This is a genomic window from Vibrio sp. Y176 (genome assembly GCF_033438945.1).
Window position 1 is genome coordinate 26302 of sequence record NZ_JAWOQS010000004.1, and the last position, 19006, is coordinate 45307.

The 19006-nt window shown below is 44.6% G+C and carries 17 protein-coding genes; 5 read left to right on the forward strand and 12 right to left on the reverse strand.

Features of this window, described 5'->3' with window-relative positions:
* Nucleotides 1–12 precede the first annotated feature (12 nt).
* Nucleotides 13–741: a two-component system response regulator BtsR gene (gene btsR / locus R7O13_RS11335; protein ID WP_005381917.1), complete on the forward strand. Its 729-nt coding sequence runs from the start codon at nucleotides 13–15 to the stop codon at nucleotides 739–741.
* 71 nt (nucleotides 742–812) lie between these two features.
* Entirely contained in the window at nucleotides 813–1286 is a 474-nt protein-coding gene (locus tag R7O13_RS11340) for a low molecular weight phosphatase family protein (protein ID WP_318303875.1), read from the forward strand.
* 46 nt (nucleotides 1287–1332) lie between these two features.
* Here R7O13_RS11340 and ispH read toward each other — a convergent pair whose 3' ends face one another.
* The 6 genes from ispH to murJ all read right to left on the reverse strand — a co-directional run bounded on the left by ispH (nucleotide 1333) and on the right by murJ (nucleotide 8939).
* A complete protein-coding gene (ispH, locus tag R7O13_RS11345; protein ID WP_017636164.1) occupies nucleotides 1333–2298 on the reverse strand; it encodes a 4-hydroxy-3-methylbut-2-enyl diphosphate reductase in 966 nt (321 codons plus the stop codon).
* Between the two features lie 24 nt (nucleotides 2299–2322).
* Nucleotides 2323–2754, reverse strand: coding sequence for an FKBP-type peptidyl-prolyl cis-trans isomerase (gene fkpB / locus R7O13_RS11350; RefSeq protein WP_005381922.1), 432 nt, complete (start codon nucleotides 2752–2754; stop codon nucleotides 2323–2325).
* A 144-nt stretch (nucleotides 2755–2898) separates the two neighbouring features.
* Nucleotides 2899–3405: a signal peptidase II gene (lspA, locus tag R7O13_RS11355; RefSeq protein ID WP_005385948.1), complete on the reverse strand. Its 507-nt coding sequence runs from the start codon at nucleotides 3403–3405 to the stop codon at nucleotides 2899–2901.
* Nucleotides 3406–3478: 73 nt separating this feature from the next.
* Nucleotides 3479–6307, reverse strand: coding sequence for an isoleucine--tRNA ligase (gene ileS, locus R7O13_RS11360; RefSeq protein WP_167415020.1), 2829 nt, complete (start codon nucleotides 6305–6307; stop codon nucleotides 3479–3481).
* A gap of 64 nt (nucleotides 6308–6371) precedes the next feature.
* Nucleotides 6372–7307, reverse strand: coding sequence for a bifunctional riboflavin kinase/FAD synthetase (ribF, locus tag R7O13_RS11365; RefSeq protein WP_005381933.1), 936 nt, complete (start codon nucleotides 7305–7307; stop codon nucleotides 6372–6374).
* A gap of 69 nt (nucleotides 7308–7376) precedes the next feature.
* Nucleotides 7377–8939 (reverse strand): murein biosynthesis integral membrane protein MurJ, encoded by a 1563-nt coding sequence (gene murJ / locus R7O13_RS11370; RefSeq protein ID WP_005385957.1) that lies wholly within the window; start codon nucleotides 8937–8939, stop codon nucleotides 7377–7379.
* Nucleotides 8940–9244: 305 nt separating this feature from the next.
* Between murJ and rpsT the strand changes: the two genes are divergently transcribed.
* On the forward strand, nucleotides 9245–9505 hold the full coding sequence (rpsT, locus tag R7O13_RS11375) for a 30S ribosomal protein S20 (RefSeq protein WP_005381938.1): 261 nt from the start codon (nucleotides 9245–9247) through the stop codon (nucleotides 9503–9505).
* 304 nt (nucleotides 9506–9809) lie between these two features.
* On the opposite strand, the gene R7O13_RS11380 is transcribed toward rpsT, so the two are convergent.
* On the reverse strand, nucleotides 9810–10118 hold the full coding sequence (locus R7O13_RS11380; RefSeq protein ID WP_005381940.1) for an ArsR/SmtB family transcription factor: 309 nt from the start codon (nucleotides 10116–10118) through the stop codon (nucleotides 9810–9812).
* A 288-nt stretch (nucleotides 10119–10406) separates the two neighbouring features.
* The gene (nhaR, locus tag R7O13_RS11385; protein WP_005381942.1) at nucleotides 10407–11297 is read right to left on the reverse strand and encodes a transcriptional activator NhaR; all 891 of its coding nucleotides are present in this window, start codon (nucleotides 11295–11297) and stop codon (nucleotides 10407–10409) included.
* A 386-nt stretch (nucleotides 11298–11683) separates the two neighbouring features.
* Here nhaR and R7O13_RS11390 point away from each other — a divergent pair, with 386 nt between their 5' ends.
* A complete protein-coding gene (locus tag R7O13_RS11390; RefSeq protein WP_025768431.1) occupies nucleotides 11684–12829 on the forward strand; it encodes a Na/Pi symporter in 1146 nt (381 codons plus the stop codon).
* A 147-nt stretch (nucleotides 12830–12976) separates the two neighbouring features.
* Nucleotides 12977–14119: a flavohemoglobin expression-modulating QEGLA motif protein gene (locus R7O13_RS11395; protein ID WP_213960841.1), complete on the forward strand. Its 1143-nt coding sequence runs from the start codon at nucleotides 12977–12979 to the stop codon at nucleotides 14117–14119.
* A 70-nt stretch (nucleotides 14120–14189) separates the two neighbouring features.
* Here R7O13_RS11395 and R7O13_RS11400 read toward each other — a convergent pair whose 3' ends face one another.
* The 4 genes from R7O13_RS11400 to ptsP all read right to left on the reverse strand — a co-directional run bounded on the left by R7O13_RS11400 (nucleotide 14190) and on the right by ptsP (nucleotide 19004).
* Nucleotides 14190–15041 (reverse strand): thymidylate synthase, encoded by an 852-nt coding sequence (locus tag R7O13_RS11400; protein ID WP_005381947.1) that lies wholly within the window; start codon nucleotides 15039–15041, stop codon nucleotides 14190–14192.
* Nucleotides 15042–15050: 9 nt separating this feature from the next.
* A complete protein-coding gene (lgt, locus tag R7O13_RS11405) occupies nucleotides 15051–15872 on the reverse strand; it encodes a prolipoprotein diacylglyceryl transferase (RefSeq protein WP_005381948.1) in 822 nt (273 codons plus the stop codon).
* 87 nt (nucleotides 15873–15959) lie between these two features.
* A complete protein-coding gene (locus R7O13_RS11410; protein ID WP_005385965.1) occupies nucleotides 15960–16751 on the reverse strand; it encodes a sulfite exporter TauE/SafE family protein in 792 nt (263 codons plus the stop codon).
* Nucleotides 16752–16757: 6 nt separating this feature from the next.
* Entirely contained in the window at nucleotides 16758–19004 is a 2247-nt protein-coding gene (ptsP, locus tag R7O13_RS11415) for a phosphoenolpyruvate--protein phosphotransferase (protein WP_318303877.1), read from the reverse strand.
* Nucleotides 19005–19006 lie beyond the last annotated feature (2 nt).

Consider the following 19006-nt stretch of genomic DNA (forward strand, 5'->3'; position numbering starts at 1 on the left):
AGGTAATGTTGGATGTTAACCGCACTCGTCATTGATGATGAACAGTTTGCTCGTGAAGAGCTAGCAGAGTTACTGGATGAAACAGGCCAAGTTGAGGTCGTGGGCGATGCCTCAAACGCAATCCTTGGCCTAAAAAAAATCAATGAACTCAAGCCTGATGTGGTGTTTCTCGATATCCAAATGCCTCAAGTCACGGGGATTGAATTACTTGGGATGCTTGATCCAGAAACTATGCCTTATGTGGTTTTTGTCACGGCTTATGATCAGTATGCGATTCAAGCATTTGAAGACAATGCCTTTGATTACTTGCTCAAACCTGTCGACCCATGCCGGTTAACTAAAACGGTCAAACGACTAAACAAAGTCATTAGCCAATCCGCCCTAACGCAACAACTGTCTGCTATTACACCTGACACGTTGGATCAGATACCGTGCATCGGACACAACCGCATCGTTATCATGGCCACCGACACGGTGGAATGTGCTTACAGTGATATCAGCGGCGTACATGTACGCTCCACCAGCCAAACCGCGAGCACCCAACTGACATTAAAAACGTTGGAAGAGAAAACCCCTCTAGTCCGCTGCCATCGTCAATACTTAGTCAGTATTAAAGCGATTAGCGAAATCAAGTTACTGGAAAATGGGTTAGCGGAAATCATCACCAAAACAGGCTTTGAGATACCAGTAAGCCGCCGCTACTTAAAGGTGCTCAAAGAGATGCTCGGCATTAGCCACTAACACAAAAACTTCACACATCATCGCTGAGTTTCCGCTAGCGTATAAATAGGACGTTCCGAAAAGACGAGGCGATGATGTATAAAGTTTTATTCATATGTAAGCACAACGCTGGACGAAGCGTCCTCGCAGAGTCAATCGCAACCAATATCCTGCCAGCAGATTTTAGTGTCACCAGTGGAGGCTCACATCCCACAGGCAAGGTGCACCCAGTGGTGCAAAAATATTTATATGACCACCAACTCCCCATTCCGCATATCCACACGCATTCATGGGAGGAGCGAACTCAGTTTCTTCCCGACATCGTTATTATTCTCTGTGATTCTTTACATCAAGAAACCGCTCCTCAGTGGCTTGCAGGTGGTGTTCGAGTAAACTGGCAAGTTGATGCTTTTCCGACCGATGGTTCTGATGAAGACATGTACTCACATTGCGAAAAGGTTGCTCAATCGCTTGAGCGAAGAATCACGAAGATGTCTGATATGATTATCGATGGTTTAGGAAAAGACCAAATTCGTGATTACCTAAATGAGTTAAGAGAGATGTAAAAAAGGCGACCCACAGGTCGCCTTTTGAATATTCGATAAATGGAGACTAATCCACTTGCTTGATTTGCAGTTCTTTAGGTACTTCAAAGAACATATTCTCTTCACGGCCAAGTACTTCATCAACCGCTTCGGCACCAACGAGTTCTTTGATTCGCTCTAGAATCTGATTAACGAGCTCTTCCGGAGCAGATGCTCCCGCAGTCACGCCGACCTTTGTTTTGCCTTCGAACCACTCAGGTTTGATATCTTCCGGACAGTCAGTTAAGTAGCCAGGTGTCCCTAGCTTTTCAGCTAGCTCTTTAAGACGTGTAGAGTTTGATGAGTTTTTAGAACCCACCACAACCATCACATCTACGTCACCAGCTAATTCACGTACGGCATCTTGGCGGTTTTGTGTCGCGTAACAGATATCGTCTTTACGTGGACCTTGGATATCTGGGAACACGCGGCGTAGCTCTTCGATAACATCGGCAGTTTCATCGACAGAAAGCGTCGTTTGGCTTACGTAATGAAGATCGGATGGATCTTTCACAATCGCCTTCAGTTTCTCAACATCGGCTGGAGTTTCAACCAAGTACATACCACCGGTTTCACTGGCGTATTGCCCCATCGTACCTTCGACTTCAGGGTGACCTGCGTGACCAATCAGAACCACTTCCATATTACGACGGCTCGCACGCGCCACTTCCATATGCACTTTGGTTACTAAAGGACACGTTGCGTCAAATACGGTCAAATCACGCAGCTTGGCTTCCTGACGAACCGCCTGCGATACACCATGAGCAGAAAAAATCACAATGTTGTTGTCTGGCACTTCATGCAGCTCTTCAACGAAGATAGCACCACGCTGTTTTAGACCTTCAACCACAAAACGGTTATGCACCACTTCATGACGCACATAAATCGGTGGCTGATACATCTCTAGCGCACGCTCTACGATGCTAATCGCGCGGTCAACACCAGCACAGAAACCACGTGGGTTAGCTAACAGGATTTTCATTTCATTGCTCATGGAAGTTATCTTTTATTTGGTTCGCTATTCTACTGACAAAATTTCAACTTCGAAAGTCACGTCTTGTCCCGCTAGAGGATGGTTGAAGTCCACAGTGACTGAATCGCCTGCAATCTCTGTAATAATGCCCGGGATTTCCATGCCATCAGGGCCACTGAAGGCCATGATTGTACCAACTTCCACTTCTGCATCACCTACAAATTTAGTGCGATCCATATAGTGAATATGATCAGGGTTTGGCATACCAAACGCGTCTTCTGCCTTTAGCTCAATCGCTTTTTGTGCGCCTGTTTCGAGGCCTATCAAGCACTGCTCAAAGTTTTCACTCAAGCTGCCATCACCCATAACAAATTTCGCTGGTTTACCCATGTTATGAGTACTATCTGCAACCGATCCGTCTTTCATTTTAATCGTAAAGTGAAGGGTTACTACCGATTCATTGGTTATTGTTGTCACGTTAATGCTTCCTTGTTCTTGGGTTATTACGCTGTCAGCTTGGTCTTTTTATACATTGATATGCTGATTGGCGCTCCAACATAATAAAAAGCGTCGCTCGAATCAACGGACGACGCTTAGGGTTATTCGATATACCGCAAAAGATTACTTGTCAGCGTCTTTTTTACGGAAGCCATCCAGAATAATCATTGCCGCACCAATACAGATCGCCATGTCAGCAAGGTTGAATGCTGGCCAGTGGTAGTTACCCCAGAAGAAGTCTAGGTAATCAACAACAAAGCCATGAACGACGCGGTCAAACACGTTGCCCACTGCACCACCAATAATCAGTGCATAAGCAATGTTGTTCCATTTTTCTTTTGCTGGAAGCTTACTCATCCAGTAGGTCAAAAGACCCGTAACAACAAACGCGATACCTGTAAATAACCAGCGCTGCCAACCAGCTTGATCGCTCAAGAAGCTGAAAGCGGCACCGTAGTTATGAACGTAAAGTAGGTTGAAGAATGGCAACACCTCAATTCGGTTTGCCCATCCGTAGCCCATGTTGTCCATCACCACCAATTTGATGCCAATATCTGCAATAAATACCAGAATTGCTAACCACAGCCAGCGAACTCCAGATTGCTTTAACGTCAGTGCTTTTTCACTCATTACTTTACCTACAAACAGCCCCAGTAAATACTGGGGCTGTTAATTTAAAAAAAAGTTCAGTCGTTCTAGGCAATTACGCGAATTTACGTACTTCACCTTCGCCGTCTACGTTAGACACACAACGACCACAGATTTTCTCGTGACCTTCAATTGTGCCTACGTCTGGCGTGTGGTGCCAACAACGATCACACTTCTCGCCTTCAGCTGCTGCTACTTCAACAAATAAGCCTTCGATATCTGTGGCTTGTGCTGCATCCGTCTTCTCACCTAGAGGCTTAACTTTCGCAGCAGATGTTAGTAGAACAAAGCGCAGTTCATCTTCAAGTTTGTTGATCTTCGCCGCTAGTGCGTCATCAGCAAATAGAGTCACTTCAGCTTGTAGTGCACCACCAATGGTTTTCTCTTTACGCGCATCTTCTAGAAGTTTGTTTACTGCACCACGAACCGCTTGGATCTCAGTCCAGAATTCGTTGTTCAGCTCTTCACCTTCAGCAAGACCGAATAGACCGTCGAACCACTCACCAGTGAATACGAACTTGTCGCGCTCGCCTGGCATTTCGTTCCAGATTTCATCTGCAGTGAACGACATGATTGGCGCCATCCAACGAACTAGCGCTTCTACGATGTAGTAAAGTGCTGTCTGACAGCTACGTTGAGCGTTGCCGCCACGTTTTGCTGTGTACTGACGGTCTTTAATTACGTCTAAGTAGAAAGAGCCCATTTCGATTGAACAGAATTGCATTAGACGCTGAGTTACACCGTGTGTGTTGTACTCTTCGTATGCTTTAACAATCTCTTCTTGTGCTGCTAGTGCACGACCAACTGCCCAGCGATCTAGCGCAACCATCTCTTCAACAGGAACGATGTCTGTTTCAGGGTTGAAGCCGCTCAGGTTAGCTAGGAAGAAACGCGCTGTGTTACGGATACGACGGTAAGCATCTGCGCTACGTTTTAGGATTTCATCAGAAACCGCAACTTCACCAGTGTAGTCTGTTGAAGCAACCCATAGACGAAGAATGTCAGCACCTAGCTTGTTAGTTACGTCTTTTGGCGCAACCACGTTACCGATAGATTTAGACATCTTACGCCCCTGACCATCAACCACGAAACCGTGTGTCAGTACTTGTTTGTAAGGCGCTTCGTCTTTCATCGCGATAGATGAAATTAGAGAAGACTGGAACCAACCACGGTGTTGGTCAGAACCTTCTAGGTATAGGTCAGCACTGTTGCCGTTGTACTCTTCACGAGCATCAACAACAGAGAAGTGAGTGACACCTGAATCGAACCATACGTCTAGCGTATCTAGCACTTTTTCGTATTGGTCAGCGTCAGCACCTAGTAGTTCAGCGGCATCTACATCCCACCATGCTTGAATGCCTTTCTCTTCAACCAGCTTCGCTACTTTCTCGATCAGCTCTAGCGTGTTTGGATGAAGTTCTGCTGTTTCTTTATGAACAAACAGAGCAATTGGCACACCCCAAGTACGTTGACGAGAGATACACCACTCAGGGCGACCTTCGATCATACCTTCGATGCGGCTTTGACCCCACTCAGGCATCCACTCTACATTCTTGATTGACTCTAATGCTTTAGCACGTAGGCCAGCTTGGTCCATAGAAACGAACCATTGAGGTGTAGCACGGAAGATGATTGGAGTCTTATGACGCCAACAGTGTGGGTAGCTGTGCTCGTAAGCGTGGTGGTGTAGTAGTGCACCTTTTTCTTTTAGTACTTCTACTACTGCATCGTTCGCTTTAAATACGTGCTGACCAGCAAATAGCTCTGTATCTGGTAGGTAAACACCGTTTGAGCCAACTGGGTTTGCTACTTCTAGGTTGTACTTGTTACCAACCGCGAAGTCTTCTTGACCGTGACCAGGAGCAGTGTGAACAACACCAGTACCTGAATCAGTCGTAACGTGATCACCAAGGATCGCCGGTACAGTGAAATCGTAGAATGGGTGTTGGAATTGAGAAAGCTCTAGGTCCGCACCTTTAGCAAAGCCAAGGTTGTGGAAGTGCTCGATACCCGCACGGTCCATTACGTCTTTCGCTAGCTCAGCAGCAACGATGATACGCTCAGCGTTGTCGCCTTCTGTTTGGATAAGCACGTACTCTAGATCATCACGTAGACATACCGCGCGGTTTGCTGGCAGTGTCCAAGGTGTTGTTGTCCAGATAACGATAGATACGTCACCGTGACCTTCATGACCTTCAGTCAGCTCAAATTTAGACAACAGTGCCGCTTCGTCAGCCGCTTTAAAACGAACGTCGATAGATGGCGATACTTTATCTTTGTATTCTACTTCCGCTTCAGCAAGAGCAGAACCACAGTCTGTACACCAGTGAACAGGTTTGAAACCTTTTAGAAGGTGACCATTGCTTGCAATCTTACCAAGAGCACGAATAATGTTCGCTTCAGTTGCGAAATCCATAGTGCGGTATGGCTTGTCCCACTCACCCATGATACCAAGGCGTTTGAAGCTCTCTTTCTGACCTTCAACCTGACCTGCTGCGTATTCACGACATTTCTCGCGGAATTCCGCTGCTGTCACTTTTTGGCCTGGCTTACCTACTTTCTTCTCTACCATTAATTCGATTGGTAGACCGTGGCAGTCCCAGCCTGGGATGTAAGGTGCGTCAAAACCTGAAAGTGTTTTGGATTTAATAATAATGTCTTTAAGAATCTTGTTTAGTGCGTGACCAATATGAATGTCACCATTTGCGTAAGGAGGGCCATCGTGCAATACGAATGACTTTTTGCCTTTCTTAGCTTTACGGATTTCACCGTAAAGATCTTCTTTGTACCAACGCTTAAGCATTTCTGGCTCACGATTGGCCAGGTTGCCGCGCATTGGAAACCCTGTTTCAGGTAAGTTCAGGGTATCTTTATACTCACTCATCGATTCTTAATTCCGTTATATTGGGCGAAAATTAGACATTATGTTGAACGGTGGAATAAACCGCTCAACGCTTAAGCTGACGCAGCCACACCCTTGCTGCTTCAGCATCCAATTCGATTTGTTGTTTAAGTGCTTCAAACGACTCAAACTTTTGCTCATCTCGAAGTTTATGCAAAAGTTCCACTTCTAGTTGCTTGCCATATAAATTGGCATGAAAGTCGAATAAGTGCACTTCTAACTGTTGGCGAACACCATTGACGGTTGGTCTTTGACCAATATTAGCAACACCACCAACTGGCTTATTTCCTAAGCCAAGCGCTTGAACAACATAGACTCCGGAAACCGGAGAAACACAGCGTTTCAAAGGAATATTTGCAGTAGGGAACCCAATGGTTCGACCTAGCTTTCTTCCGTGAGAAACACGACCGCTGATGCTGTAGTTTCTTCCCAGCATCTGTTGCGCGGAATGCAAATCGTCACGCGCCAGCGCTTGACGGATAGCCGTACTGCTGACACGTAATTGTTGTAAACAAAAGCTCTGGGTACTTACGACATCAAAGCCGTATTTTTCCCCTGCTTCCTGCAGCATTGCAAAGTTACCTGTACGGCCTTTGCCAAAGCAGAAATCATCACCAACGACAAGAAACTTAACACCCAAACGCTCGACCAACAAGTCACGGATAAACTCTTCCGCGGTTAAACTTGCAAAATGGCGATTGAAATTGACACACAGTAAGCGGTCAATATCGAGCTTACTCAATTGCACGAACTTATCGCGTAATCGCGTCAACCTTGCAGGTGCCTTGTCTTTGGCAAACAGCTCCATCGGCTGAGGTTCAAAGGTCATCACAACAGAAGGCAAGGATAGCCTGTCCGCTTGCTCAGACACTTGCTGCAATACTTGTTGATGGCCTTTATGGACACCATCGAAATTGCCAATAGTCAGCACACAACCATGATGTCGCGGGTTGATATTGTGAATGCCTCTAATCAGTTCCATTGGATACTGCTTTCTGCCTCTGTTTTACTTTACACTGTGTGAAACTGACGGATTATATACTAATCACCCTCAGTCTGTCCCAGCTTTTAGGTCTTTTAAACGCGCACCAGTTAAAAATAGAACCACTAGGTAAACTACGGCTCCTAAACCGATCAACATCCCTAGCACCGCGCTTCGGTGAGCAAAGCTCCAGCCCAGCCATACTGACATATCTTCCAGTTGCCATAAGATTGCCGCCACCATCGCCGCGCCAGCAATAGCTAAACGTATAATAAAGAAGACGGTTCGCTTAGTGATTTGGTATACCTCTGCGATGTGCAGGCCACGATACAGCAGTGCCATATTCACAAATGCCGATAGTGCCGTCGCGATAGCCAAGCCAACGTAGCCATAGAAGTACGCAAAAATTGCATTAAATACCATGTTGGTCACCATCGCAATGATGCCGTATTTCACTGGCGTTTTAGTGTCTTGACGCGAGTAATAACCCGGAGCGAGCACTTTAATCAGCATAAAGTTCAACAAGCCTGAAGCGTAAGCAAAGAGTGACAATGATGCTTGATGTACGTCTTGTGGCGAAAACTCACCTCGCATGAATAACACCATCAACATAGGTTTTGCCAGTACCATCAAACCAAGCATTGCAGGAAGGCCAAGTAAGATCACCATGCGCACCCCCCAGTCCATGGTTTGTGCGAATCCTTCATTTTGTGCGTCAACATGTTTGCGTGATAATGCTGGTAAAATCACCGTTGCAATCGCAATACCAAACAGACCTAACGGGAATTCCAACAAACGATCTGAGTAGTACAACCAACTGATCGAACCGGTTTGCAGAAAGCTGGCAATAAAAGTATCAAACAACAAGTTGATTTGGCTTACCGACACACCGAACAAAGCAGGAATCATTAAGGTTCGGATCTTCACCACGCCCGGATCGCGCCAGCCCCATTTCGGCTTAACCATAACCCCCGCTTTAATAAGGAAAGGGATTTGAAATAAGAACTGAACCAAACCACCAAGGAAAACACCGATGGCAAGACCAATCTCTGGCTGTGGCATCTGCGGCGAGATAAACCATGCTGCCAAAATGATCATCACATTGAGAAAGACAGGAGTAAACGAAGAAACCGCAAACTTACCTAGTGTATTGAGAATGGCTCCCGATAGGGCAACAAAAGTGATGAACCATAAATAAGGAAAGGTAATCTTGAGCATCACGCTAGCAAGTTCGAACTTCTCAGCCGCGGGACCACCATGCATCCAGTCTAGGAACCAACCAAAACCAAACAGTGCAGTCACCACTCCGGAACCTAGAACACCTAAGATGGTAACAATTGAGACTATCACCCCTAATGTACCCGCCGCACGAGCAATGAGCTCCCGAGTTTTATCCATGTCGCCTTGAGCATGGCTTTCCGTTAAAACAGGTACAAACGCTTGGGAAAAAGCACCTTCAGCAAACAAACGTCGTAAAAAATTAGGAATTTTATTGGCGAAGAAAAAGACGTCTGCGCTTGCTCCTGCCCCCATTAAATTTGCCACTACAACATCACGAACTAGGCCAAGAACGCGGGAAATAAATGTCATAGCACTGACGATCATGCCAGACTTGAGTAGTCGTTTACTCACTGTAACCTCGGAATATCACCATAAGACAGCTAACCCTATACTGTTTCTCTGACAGGTGCTGTAAATAGACGTCAAAAATCTATCCGCGGGTTGTAAGGAATAAGTGTGCCTTTCGCGGATAATTATTAGCATTGGTATAAAAATGCTGTTAGAATCCCCGCCATCTTAACCGCGATAACCTCTCTTACCAAAATTTGTTTTGGCTTAGATCGGTTTTTGCACAAATCATTTGACATTTAAGCGCAAATGAGGGATATTCCTCGCCCTTAAATTGTCACAGAACTAAGTTTTTGGGAGTTAGACCCTTGGCAAATAGTAAATCTGCTAAGAAGCGCGCTATCCAAGCTGAGAAACGTCGTCAGCACAATGCTAGCCGTCGCTCAATGATGCGTACTTACATGAAGAAAACTGTTGCTGCTATCGAAGCAGGCGACAAAGAAGCTGCAACTGCTGCATTCGCTGTAGTTACACCTATCCTAGACCGCATGGCAACTAAAGGCCTTATTCACAAGAATAAAGCAGCTCGCCATAAGTCTCGTTTCGCTGCACAAATCAAAGCTCTTTAATAGAGTCCTGATTTTACAGTGAAGAAAAAACCGACCTTGTGTCGGTTTTTTTATATCTACAAAATTTTCTTAATAAAAAAAGCTGGCAATGCCAGCTTTTCTTTTTCTGAATGTCCCATTTAAAGACATCAGCTTATTCATTACCCATATAACGCTCAAACTAGAAAGCACTATTAAAACACTTGAGAACAAAGCAAATTGGTCGATGAGTAACACCCTATCATCAAAAGTTTAACGCCACTCTCAAATATTCCAACAAGTTAGATTCACACTCTAAGATGAGCAGTATATTAGGACTATTTAATTAATGTTGAGCACTCTCAGCACAATAAAGACTATGCAGTGTTTTTATTAACGCTTTCACTTCATCACTCTTTAATGTGTAGTACACCGTTTGTGCTTCTTTCCTTGTCGTGACTAACTCATCACGGCGAAGCCAAGCAAGATGCTGAGATAATGCCGACTGGCTTAGCTCTAACTTTGCACACAGCTCTCCCACGGACAGCTCTTGGTTATGCAGCATACAAAGGATTTGTAGGCGTCTCTCGTTTGCCATCGCTTTGAGCAACACGACGGCTTTTGCGGAGTTCTGCTCCATTTCTTGTAGATTCATGTGTTGGACCTCTAGCTACAACTTACTTATTCCAACCCTGGCCAGCTTGTTGTGTTGCACTGATTTATATATCTAAAAAAATCAAGATACACTTCCAGAGTCTTCATTATTAGAACCTCTAATTTAGTTGTTAGTGATACACCAATATTATCCACCAAGGATTTTAATTGGTGCGCCATCAATAATTAATAGTTTTGCTCACTAAAACAAGTATCTTGCTTACTTAGATATTATTTAGAATTATATTTTTATTGATAGTAATCTATTTATTTACGCAACGATACGGGTTTACTCAAACATTTGACTGAAATCAGCATCACAAACATTTTTTACCGCGGGGTGTTGGATCATTCGTTCCGCAAAAATCACGTAGTACTCTTCTTTTAACCCATCGACATGGCCAATTAGCTGTAAATTTCGGTCGTCTTCAATCTCCGACATGTATACGGTCGGTGCCAAGAAAATCACATCATCGTGGTACCGAGCAAAAGCTTTCATCAACGCAACATCATCAAACTCCCCTAGCACATTGGGTTGAAGGCCTTGACGATCAAACCATTGAATAACTTTACGCCCCATAGCCGTTCGGCTCGCGGGAATCAGAAGTTTTTTTTGTTCCAAGATCTCAGGGAATCGCACATTTTCAATTTCAGAAGAAGCAAAAAAGCTCATGCTACTTTCACCTAACTTTTTGCTATAAAGGCCAGGACTTTGAGTAGAATCAACGGGACAATCCGAAAGGATCATATCTAGCTTGTGCTGAGAAAGGCGTTCAAGTAGCAGTTCGTGGGTCGATTCATAACAGCGTAAATGAATACTGTTATCTTCCGGGACGGTCGTCATCAGTACTTTACTGACCAAGCGTTTAGATAATGCATCGGCTACACCAACTTCAAATAGAATGTTCGAGTGCTGGCTGTAATTGACGATATCTAACATCTCATAGCTCAAACCGAACATCCGGTCGGCGTACTTAAACACAAGCTGACCTAACTCAGTGGGCTCAACTGTACGACCATTGCGCTTGGTTAACTTTCCTTTCATGCGCTCTTCAAGCGCTTTAATCTGTCCTGTCACGGTTTGCGGTGTCAGGAAGAGCGCGTCAGCCGCCTTAGTTACAGAGCCCTGTTTGCACACCATCCAGAAATAATAGAGATGGTTGTAGTTTAGATGTGACATGATCGAGTCCCGAAAAGAAAGTGATACTTTTTATACCAAATGTGACAGAGACAAACAATAAACTCGACAAAACCATACAATACCTTACAAAAGCATAAGTTTTACCGAAAGTATAAAGTCAACACTGTCATAAAAGTTGAACTGATGCGCATTTTCTCTACAAAAAAAACGCAAAAACCAAACAAAACGAAACCAAAGTTTAACCATTAAAATCAACAAGTTAAAAATTAGTTTTTTTCCTCTTTTACGCCATTATCAAAAAGAACAATAAAAATCTCTCACAGCAAGAAATCTGTAATATTACTGAAATATTTGTTCTCTAACATCGCCCGCAGATTCAACTACAGACCGAAAAATGAACTGAAAGGTCAACGGAGAAAATTATGATGAACCAAGCTACTTCAACAGTGGCACCAATTTCGAGCACAGCTCGTTGGTTACGCTGGGCTAACTTGGCATTCATGTTATATCTGCTTCTTCTAGCAGTATCTATGGTTGGTAGTGGCTTTAAATGGGCAACTGGCGATCAAGCTAAGGTGCTATTTGAATTTGCCGCACACCCAGTTGCAGGTCTAATGATCGGCTTGGTGGCAACAGCCTTAATTCAGTCTTCAAGTACTGTAACGTCTATTATTGTAGGCTTGGTTGCAGGTGGCTTACCTGTAGAAACCGCTATCCCTATGGTGATGGGTGCTAACATTGGTACCACAGTGACCAATACGCTTGTGTCTCTTGGCCACGTGCGCTGTAAAGAAGAGTTCAAACGTGCATTTGCAAGTGCAACCATTCACGACTTCTTCAACTTGCTTGCTGTCGCTATTTTCCTTCCGTTGGAAATGATGTTCGGCATTTTAGAGAAAGTTTCTCACTGGCTTGTTTCTCCACTGCTTGCTACTGGTGATATGAGCATTAAAGGCTTCAACTTTATTAAACCAATTACAAAGCCAGTCGTAGGCGCAATTAAAGAGCCACTTTCTACCTTCGGTGATACTGTTGGCGGCGTCATGCTTATTGCTTTGGGTATTGCGACTATCTTCGTTGCAATCACAGTGATGGGTAAATTAATGAAGAGCCTAATGGTTGGTCGTGCACGTGAAATTTTGAAAAACGCCATCGGTCGTGGTCCTATTCACGGCATCGTATCAGGCTCAATCGTGACCGTTCTAGTACAATCTTCCTCAACCACGACAAGTTTAATGGTTCCGTTGGTTGGTACTGGCGTGTTGAAAGTACGAGATATCTACCCTTTCACTCTGGGTGCTAACATTGGTACTTGTATTACGGCACTACTAGCAGCGACAGCGGTATCTGGAGAGTTCGCAGTATTCGCACTACAAATCGCTCTAGTCCACTTAGTATTTAACATCATGGCGACGCTGTTTATCTTTGGAATTCCATTCCTACGTGAGATTCCGGTTAAAGGCGCTGAGATGATTTCTGAAATGGCTATTAAGAATAAAGCAGTTGTTGGTGGTTACCTAATGTCAGTATTCGTTATTCTACCAGGTGCAATTCTAGCCCTAACAACGTAACAACAACGACATACCATCGCTTATTGTTTAGGCTCCACATCGTGGAGCCTTTTTTATGATAATTAAACTGTTCAAATCGATTGTCCGGTGATAATTTGAGCCACATCAGCATGCTTATGCTGAGCTATCTCATTTGGAGTCGACAACATGACGCAGCTTAATGACGCTATTTCTGATCAGCTACTCGCAATAGACGAAAACCTAACCCAACTGGTTGCTGATATTGATATCCTCAGTAGCGTGAATCCTCTTAATTATGCTCAAGAAAGAGAACGTTTCATTAAAAACAAATATTCTCAAGAGCCTAATTTTCAATATTCAATTACTAATGTAGATACCCACAGCGCAAAGCGACGTCTATATGAGCTACCTCTAGAAAACATTCAAGACACCCAACTGCAGAGGCTGTACGCGGATGTAATTCAGTCTTATGCAGATAAACTGGATCAAGTGAATACCATCGGCACGCAAGAGTTTCTTTATAACTCCTTACGCTATTATGGGGAACCGAGCGCCAAAGATATTGCCAACGCCCATTTCATATTGCACCTTCCTACAGAAGAAGAAAAAGAACCTCAGCACGATAGCCGTGCAATAGCACGTTTCATGCAAAATTTTGCTCAACGCAATGGGTATGAATGTGAAATACAGGTGTTGGACGGGATGTTGGCAAACGCACTAGTTTCAGGGTCTCGAGTCAAAATTAACCACGCGGCGTACATCACCACTGATGAGCTGGAGGCTCTTGCACATCATGAAATGGGAGTACATCTCCTGACTACGCTTAACGGTCGTCAACAACCGCTAAAAGTCCTGAGCTTAGGTTGTCCTGCCAATACCAACACTCAAGAAGGGATGGCTATATTATGTGAGTATCTGTCAGGACATTTCAGTATCAAGCGCCTAAGAACCTTAGCCTTACGAGTTCTGGCAGTAGAGTCGATGATCAAGGATCGCGATTTCCGCCATACGTTCATGCTATTAAAAGAACAGTATAAAGCTTCTGATCTTCAAGCATTTACAACGACTGCCCGAGTGTATCGAGGTGGAGGTTTAACGAAGGATTACTTGTATCTTAGAGGATTCCGAGAGGTGCTCAATGCCTATGATAGATTGGGCGATGACTTTTCACTATTGTTGTGCGGGAAAACAGAGCTGAAGTACTTTGAGCTTATCCGTTCATTAGTGAGTAAAGAAATATTCACTCAACCTAAGTTTATTAGCCCGGCACTGTCCACACCGATGCAGACCAACCCAATTCACCGTTATATTGTCAGTGCACTAAAATAATACCTTCTAAGTACAAAAAAGAAAAAAGCTCCATTCGGAGCTTTTTCTATATCTTGAAGAACGATACTCGTTACACTGAGAATGGGTAACGAATAGGATCGTGATGCTCGTACCCTTCAACCCAAAAGTCATCCAGTGTTACCCAAGTTTCCAAATCTTCTAGAGATTTAATCTCTGGGTTGATATGGAACGTCGGCGCTTTTAATGGCTCACGCTTCAACTGAACATCGCGCATCAGTTCAAGCTGGTCTTCATAAATGTGAGCATTCACAATCTTATGAAATGCCTGACCAGGTTTCTTGCCCGTAATTTGCGCCATAATCGCCAAGAATACGTAAACTTGAACCATATTGAAGTTTAAGCCAAGCGGTACATCACACGAACGCTGAGTACTATTCAGGTAAAGCGTATCATCCAGCAATGAAAAATGGTGACTGTACATACAAGGACGCAAGCACCCCATGTGGAACTCACCCGGATTGTAGAAGTTCAAGATTTCACCGCGGTCATCAACACCACGCGTTAAGTCATCCACTATCTTACGTAGCTGGTCAACATGACCACCATCAGGTTTCGCCCAGGCGCGCCCTTGAACCCCATAGACACGGCCCATGTCGTCTTCACCTTTACGGTATGGGTTATTCAACCAGGCATCATTTAGGTTGGCATTGGCATCCCAGGTTTTCGTGCCCAGCTTACGAAAATCTTCCGCATTATCGTAACCACGAATATACCCTAATAGTTCTGCAACGGCCGCTTTCCAAAAACTTTTACGTGTGGTGACCAACGGAAATTGATTGTTCGCAACATCGTAGGTTAAATCCGCGTTGATTACGGTCAGGCAGCGCTTGCCTGTACGCTCATTTTCAACCCAAACACCTTGGTCAACGATGCGTTGACACAAATCTAAATACTGTTTCACACCAATACCTTACTTCGTCTTTTGTGGTAATTCGTCTTTGTAATGACCACGTTTGTATGCCCAAACCATCATGAGGACACCGATAACCACCATTGGCAGGGATAAAATCTGTCCCATGGAAATAAAGCCACCGAATAAACCCAAATGAGCGTCTGGTTCGCGCACGTATTCTACTAGGAAACGGAAGGTTCCGTAACCCGCAAGAAAGAGTCCTGAAACAGAACCTAGAGGACGAGGTTTCTTGATGAACCAATTCAAAATGAAGAAAAGGACGATACCTTCAAGCGCCATTTCATAAAGTTGCGATGGATGACGTGGCAGTGGACCGCCATTTGGGAAAACGATCGCCCAAGGCACATCCGTTACTCGGCCCCACAACTCGCTGTTCATGAAGTTACCTAAACGCCCCATACCCAAACCAAATGGCACAAGCGGCGCGATAAAGTCAGCAACACCGAAGAAAGTTCGCCCGTTTTTGTGTGCATACCAGAACATCGCGGTAATCACACCCAGTAAGCCCCCGTGGAAAGACATACCACCGGTCCACACTTTAAATAGATACAAAGGGTCAGCCAGGAAGAGCTCAAAATTGTAGAAAAGCACGTAGCCTACACGGCCACCAATCACCACGCCAAGGAAGCCTGCGAACAACAAATCAGAAACCTGCTCTCGTGTCCAACCACTTCCAGGCTTATCCGCACGTCGGTTAGCTAACCATAGAGCAAACATAAAGCCCACAAGGTACATCAAACCGTACCAACGAACCGAAACAGGACCAATAGAGATTAAAACCGGATCAATATTGGGAAATTCAATATATCCCTGAGACATAAATCATTCTCTTCTTATCACAACAAAATAAATATACCCAAGTAACCTCTAGATGCTTGGTTCAGCGAGAATGACTTGGGTGCAAACTTAGAGCAGCATGGTCGCTGCAACAAACATTAAGAACACCGCGAATATCTTTTTTAATACCGCAGTTGGAAGGTTAGTTGCCAGCTTCGCACCCACTTTTGTTGTGAGCATCGAGGCCATAGCAATCGCTAATAAAGCGGGAAGATAAACATAGCCAATACTGTATGAAGGTAAGCCTTCCACTTTATAGCCATGTAAGATGAAGCCGATCATACCAGAAATAGCAATCACGCAACCACAAACGGAGGATGAGCCCACCGCTTTACGCATCTCTATCCCATGTTTATTTAAAAATGGTACCGACAGTGAGCCACCACCAATACCAGCAAGGCTTGATACGACACCAATTCCCGTGCCGTAAACTACAGTCACAGGGCTGCTCGGCATAGGTTTACTGCTCGTAACTTTAATGGAACGAAACATTTGTACTGACAGGCAAAGAACAATGACACCAAACACTTTCGGCAAATAGTGTGTAGGGATCCACTCAGCAATATTGGCACCAACAAAGCCACCAATGACCACACCAGGCATCAACCATTTTACGACAAACATATCGACATTGCCGAGCTTAAGGTGATTCATCGCCGATGAGCCAGACGTGACAATAATACTCGCTAACGAAGTGGCTAAGGCCATGTGCATACTCATTTCTGGAGAGATCCCAGCAAGAGGAAGCAAATACAACAAGGCAGGAACAACAATCAAACCACCACCGATACCGAGTAACCCCGCCATCACACCCACAAAAGCGCCTAGCGCCAACAATAACAAAAATAAAGAGACGGTCACGATTTCCTACTTTTTACCTGCACGGATAAAGCCCGCAAAGCCCTGTTGAATGAAGAAGTCATGCATCATTTGATGAATGTCCTCCCCATAGGACTTTGTCATTGCTTGCTCCGCTAATTTTTCTAATTCTTCTTGTTGACTATGACGAATCAAATATTTCACCTTAGCCACGTTGGAGGTGTTCATACTCAAACTGGTATACCCTAACCCAAGTAAGAGAAGAGCGCCAAATGGATCACCCGCTAGCTCACCACAAATACACACGGGCACCTGATATTTATCACACACCTCATGGATTTGCTTAAGCGCTAACAGTACCGCAGGATGCATAGATTCATAGACATCCGCTACGCGCGAATTGTTCCTATCTACCGCTAATAAATACTGAGTTAAATCGTTTGTCCCGACAGAAACAAAATCAACACGGTGAGCAATCGTTGGCAACAGATACACCATCGATGGTACTTCAATCATGACCCCAATTTGTGGGAATTGAATTCTATCATCAAGCAAAACGGCTTCGCTGTGAGCTTGATTAATCAAGCTAATGGCATCGTCTAGCTCTTTTACCCCTGACACCATTGGCAATAAGATACTTAAGTTTCCGCTTTCTGCACTCGCTCTTAACATTGCACGCAGCTGGATCAAGAAAATGTCTGGATGATCCAATGTAAAACGAATGCCACGCCAGCCTAGAAACGGATTATCTTCTTCGATGGGCAAATACGGCAAAGGTTTGTCACCACCAATATCCAAAGTACGCATCACTACTCGTTGATTCGGATAGCTGTTAAGTATTGCTTGGTATTGATGATACTGCTCATCTTCCGAAGGAAAGTGATGCTGAAGTAAAAATGCAATCTCAGTTCGGTACAACCCAACACCATCAACACCTGTGTTGATGGCAATATTACTGTCTGCACTGAGTCCCGCATTCAGCATAATTTCGATATGGTGATTATCTTGCGTAACCGCAGGGAGTGCGAGGTCCTTGTTTACCATGGCAAACAGTTCAGACTCTTCGCTTACTAAGCTGCGATACTCTCGCAACAACTGGCGGTTTGGCTCTAAGAAGATCTCACCCGTATAGCCGTCGACTATCCCGAGTTTGCCATTCACCACATCCGGATTAATGTTGGCGCCCATGACTGCAGGGACCCCAAGAGCTCGAGATAAAATGGCAGCGTGAGAGTTTGCGCCTCCCTCTAATGATACGACGGCTAACAAAAACTCTTTAGGTACAGAAGCGAGCAAGGTGGCAGTGAGTTCGTTCGCCACCAAAATAATGGGACGATCAATTGCAGAATTTTCTTGCTCACTGTTGTGCAGAAAATAGAGCAGCCTTTGCCCTAACTCTCGGATATCTTGCGCTCTTTCACGCATGTATACATCCGACATTCTTGCAAATCGATTCGAGTATGACTCTACAACTTGGCGTAACGCCCAGTCTGCCCTATCTCCTTTTTCAATCTGCTTCTTCAAATCACCGCGAAGCATCGGATCATTCAGTAAGTGAGTAAACAGATCGAAGATCGCCAGCGCATCTTTGTTGATTTCACTGTCCAGCTTTTTCCGCATACGGCGAAAGTCATTTAACGCTCGCTCTATGGCCACCAGTAATGTCTCGTGCTCGCGTTCCTTATCTAACGTGGACGAAGGGAAAACATCCGATAAACTCGGCTGGGTATTGTCGAACCAAAACTCTCCAATCGCGACACCAGTAGACGCAGGCAAACCTTTTAATACCGAGGGTTTAGATGCTAACTGCCAATGCCCAAGATTCTGCGCATGTGCAATGAGCACCGCTAACTGAGCGGATAAGGTAACAAGAAACGATTCTTCCATTTCACTAAACAAGCGCGGCGTTTTTTGTTGGATCACCAACACACCTAAAACTTGTTTACGATGAATGATTGGAGTAGCTAAAAAAGAGTGGTAAATCTGTTCGCCGAGTTGAGGAAAGAATTTGAACTCGGGGTGTTTTGAGGCTTCGGCAAGGTTAAGGGGTTCAGCGCTTCGTTTTACCAACCCAACCAAGCCTTCATTGAAGTTGATATGAATACTATCACCTTCAAAAATAAGGCCTTGAGTTGCCATTAACTCAAGGCGCTGCATTTCTTCATTAGCAAGATAGATAGTACAGCACTCAGTACTAAGGGCAGCACAAGTCTCTTTCACCAATATATCGAGTGCCAGATGCACATCATCGACCCTGGAGACTTTCTCAACTATTTCCCTTAGCTGACTGAGCATGA

Coding starts and splice junctions, on each gene's coding strand:
- lspA (WP_005385948.1), bottom strand. CDS start 3,405: ATGAGTGAAAAAGCACTGACGTTAAAGCAATCTGGAGTTCGCTGGCTG.
- R7O13_RS11340 (WP_318303875.1), top strand. CDS start 813: ATGATGTATAAAGTTTTATTCATATGTAAGCACAACGCTGGACGAAGC.
- ileS (WP_167415020.1), bottom strand. CDS start 6,307: ATGAGTGAGTATAAAGATACCCTGAACTTACCTGAAACAGGGTTTCCA.
- btsR (WP_005381917.1), top strand. CDS start 13: ATGTTAACCGCACTCGTCATTGATGATGAACAGTTTGCTCGTGAAGAG.
- ptsP (WP_318303877.1), bottom strand. CDS start 19,004: ATGCTCAGTCAGCTAAGGGAAATAGTTGAGAAAGTCTCCAGGGTCGAT.
- ribF (WP_005381933.1), bottom strand. CDS start 7,307: ATGGAACTGATTAGAGGCATTCACAATATCAACCCGCGACATCATGGT.
- lgt (WP_005381948.1), bottom strand. CDS start 15,872: ATGTCTCAGGGATATATTGAATTTCCCAATATTGATCCGGTTTTAATC.
- ispH (WP_017636164.1), bottom strand. CDS start 2,298: ATGAGCAATGAAATGAAAATCCTGTTAGCTAACCCACGTGGTTTCTGT.
- R7O13_RS11395 (WP_213960841.1), top strand. CDS start 12,977: ATGACGCAGCTTAATGACGCTATTTCTGATCAGCTACTCGCAATAGAC.
- R7O13_RS11380 (WP_005381940.1), bottom strand. CDS start 10,118: ATGAATCTACAAGAAATGGAGCAGAACTCCGCAAAAGCCGTCGTGTTG.
- R7O13_RS11390 (WP_025768431.1), top strand. CDS start 11,684: ATGAACCAAGCTACTTCAACAGTGGCACCAATTTCGAGCACAGCTCGT.
- nhaR (WP_005381942.1), bottom strand. CDS start 11,297: ATGTCACATCTAAACTACAACCATCTCTATTATTTCTGGATGGTGTGC.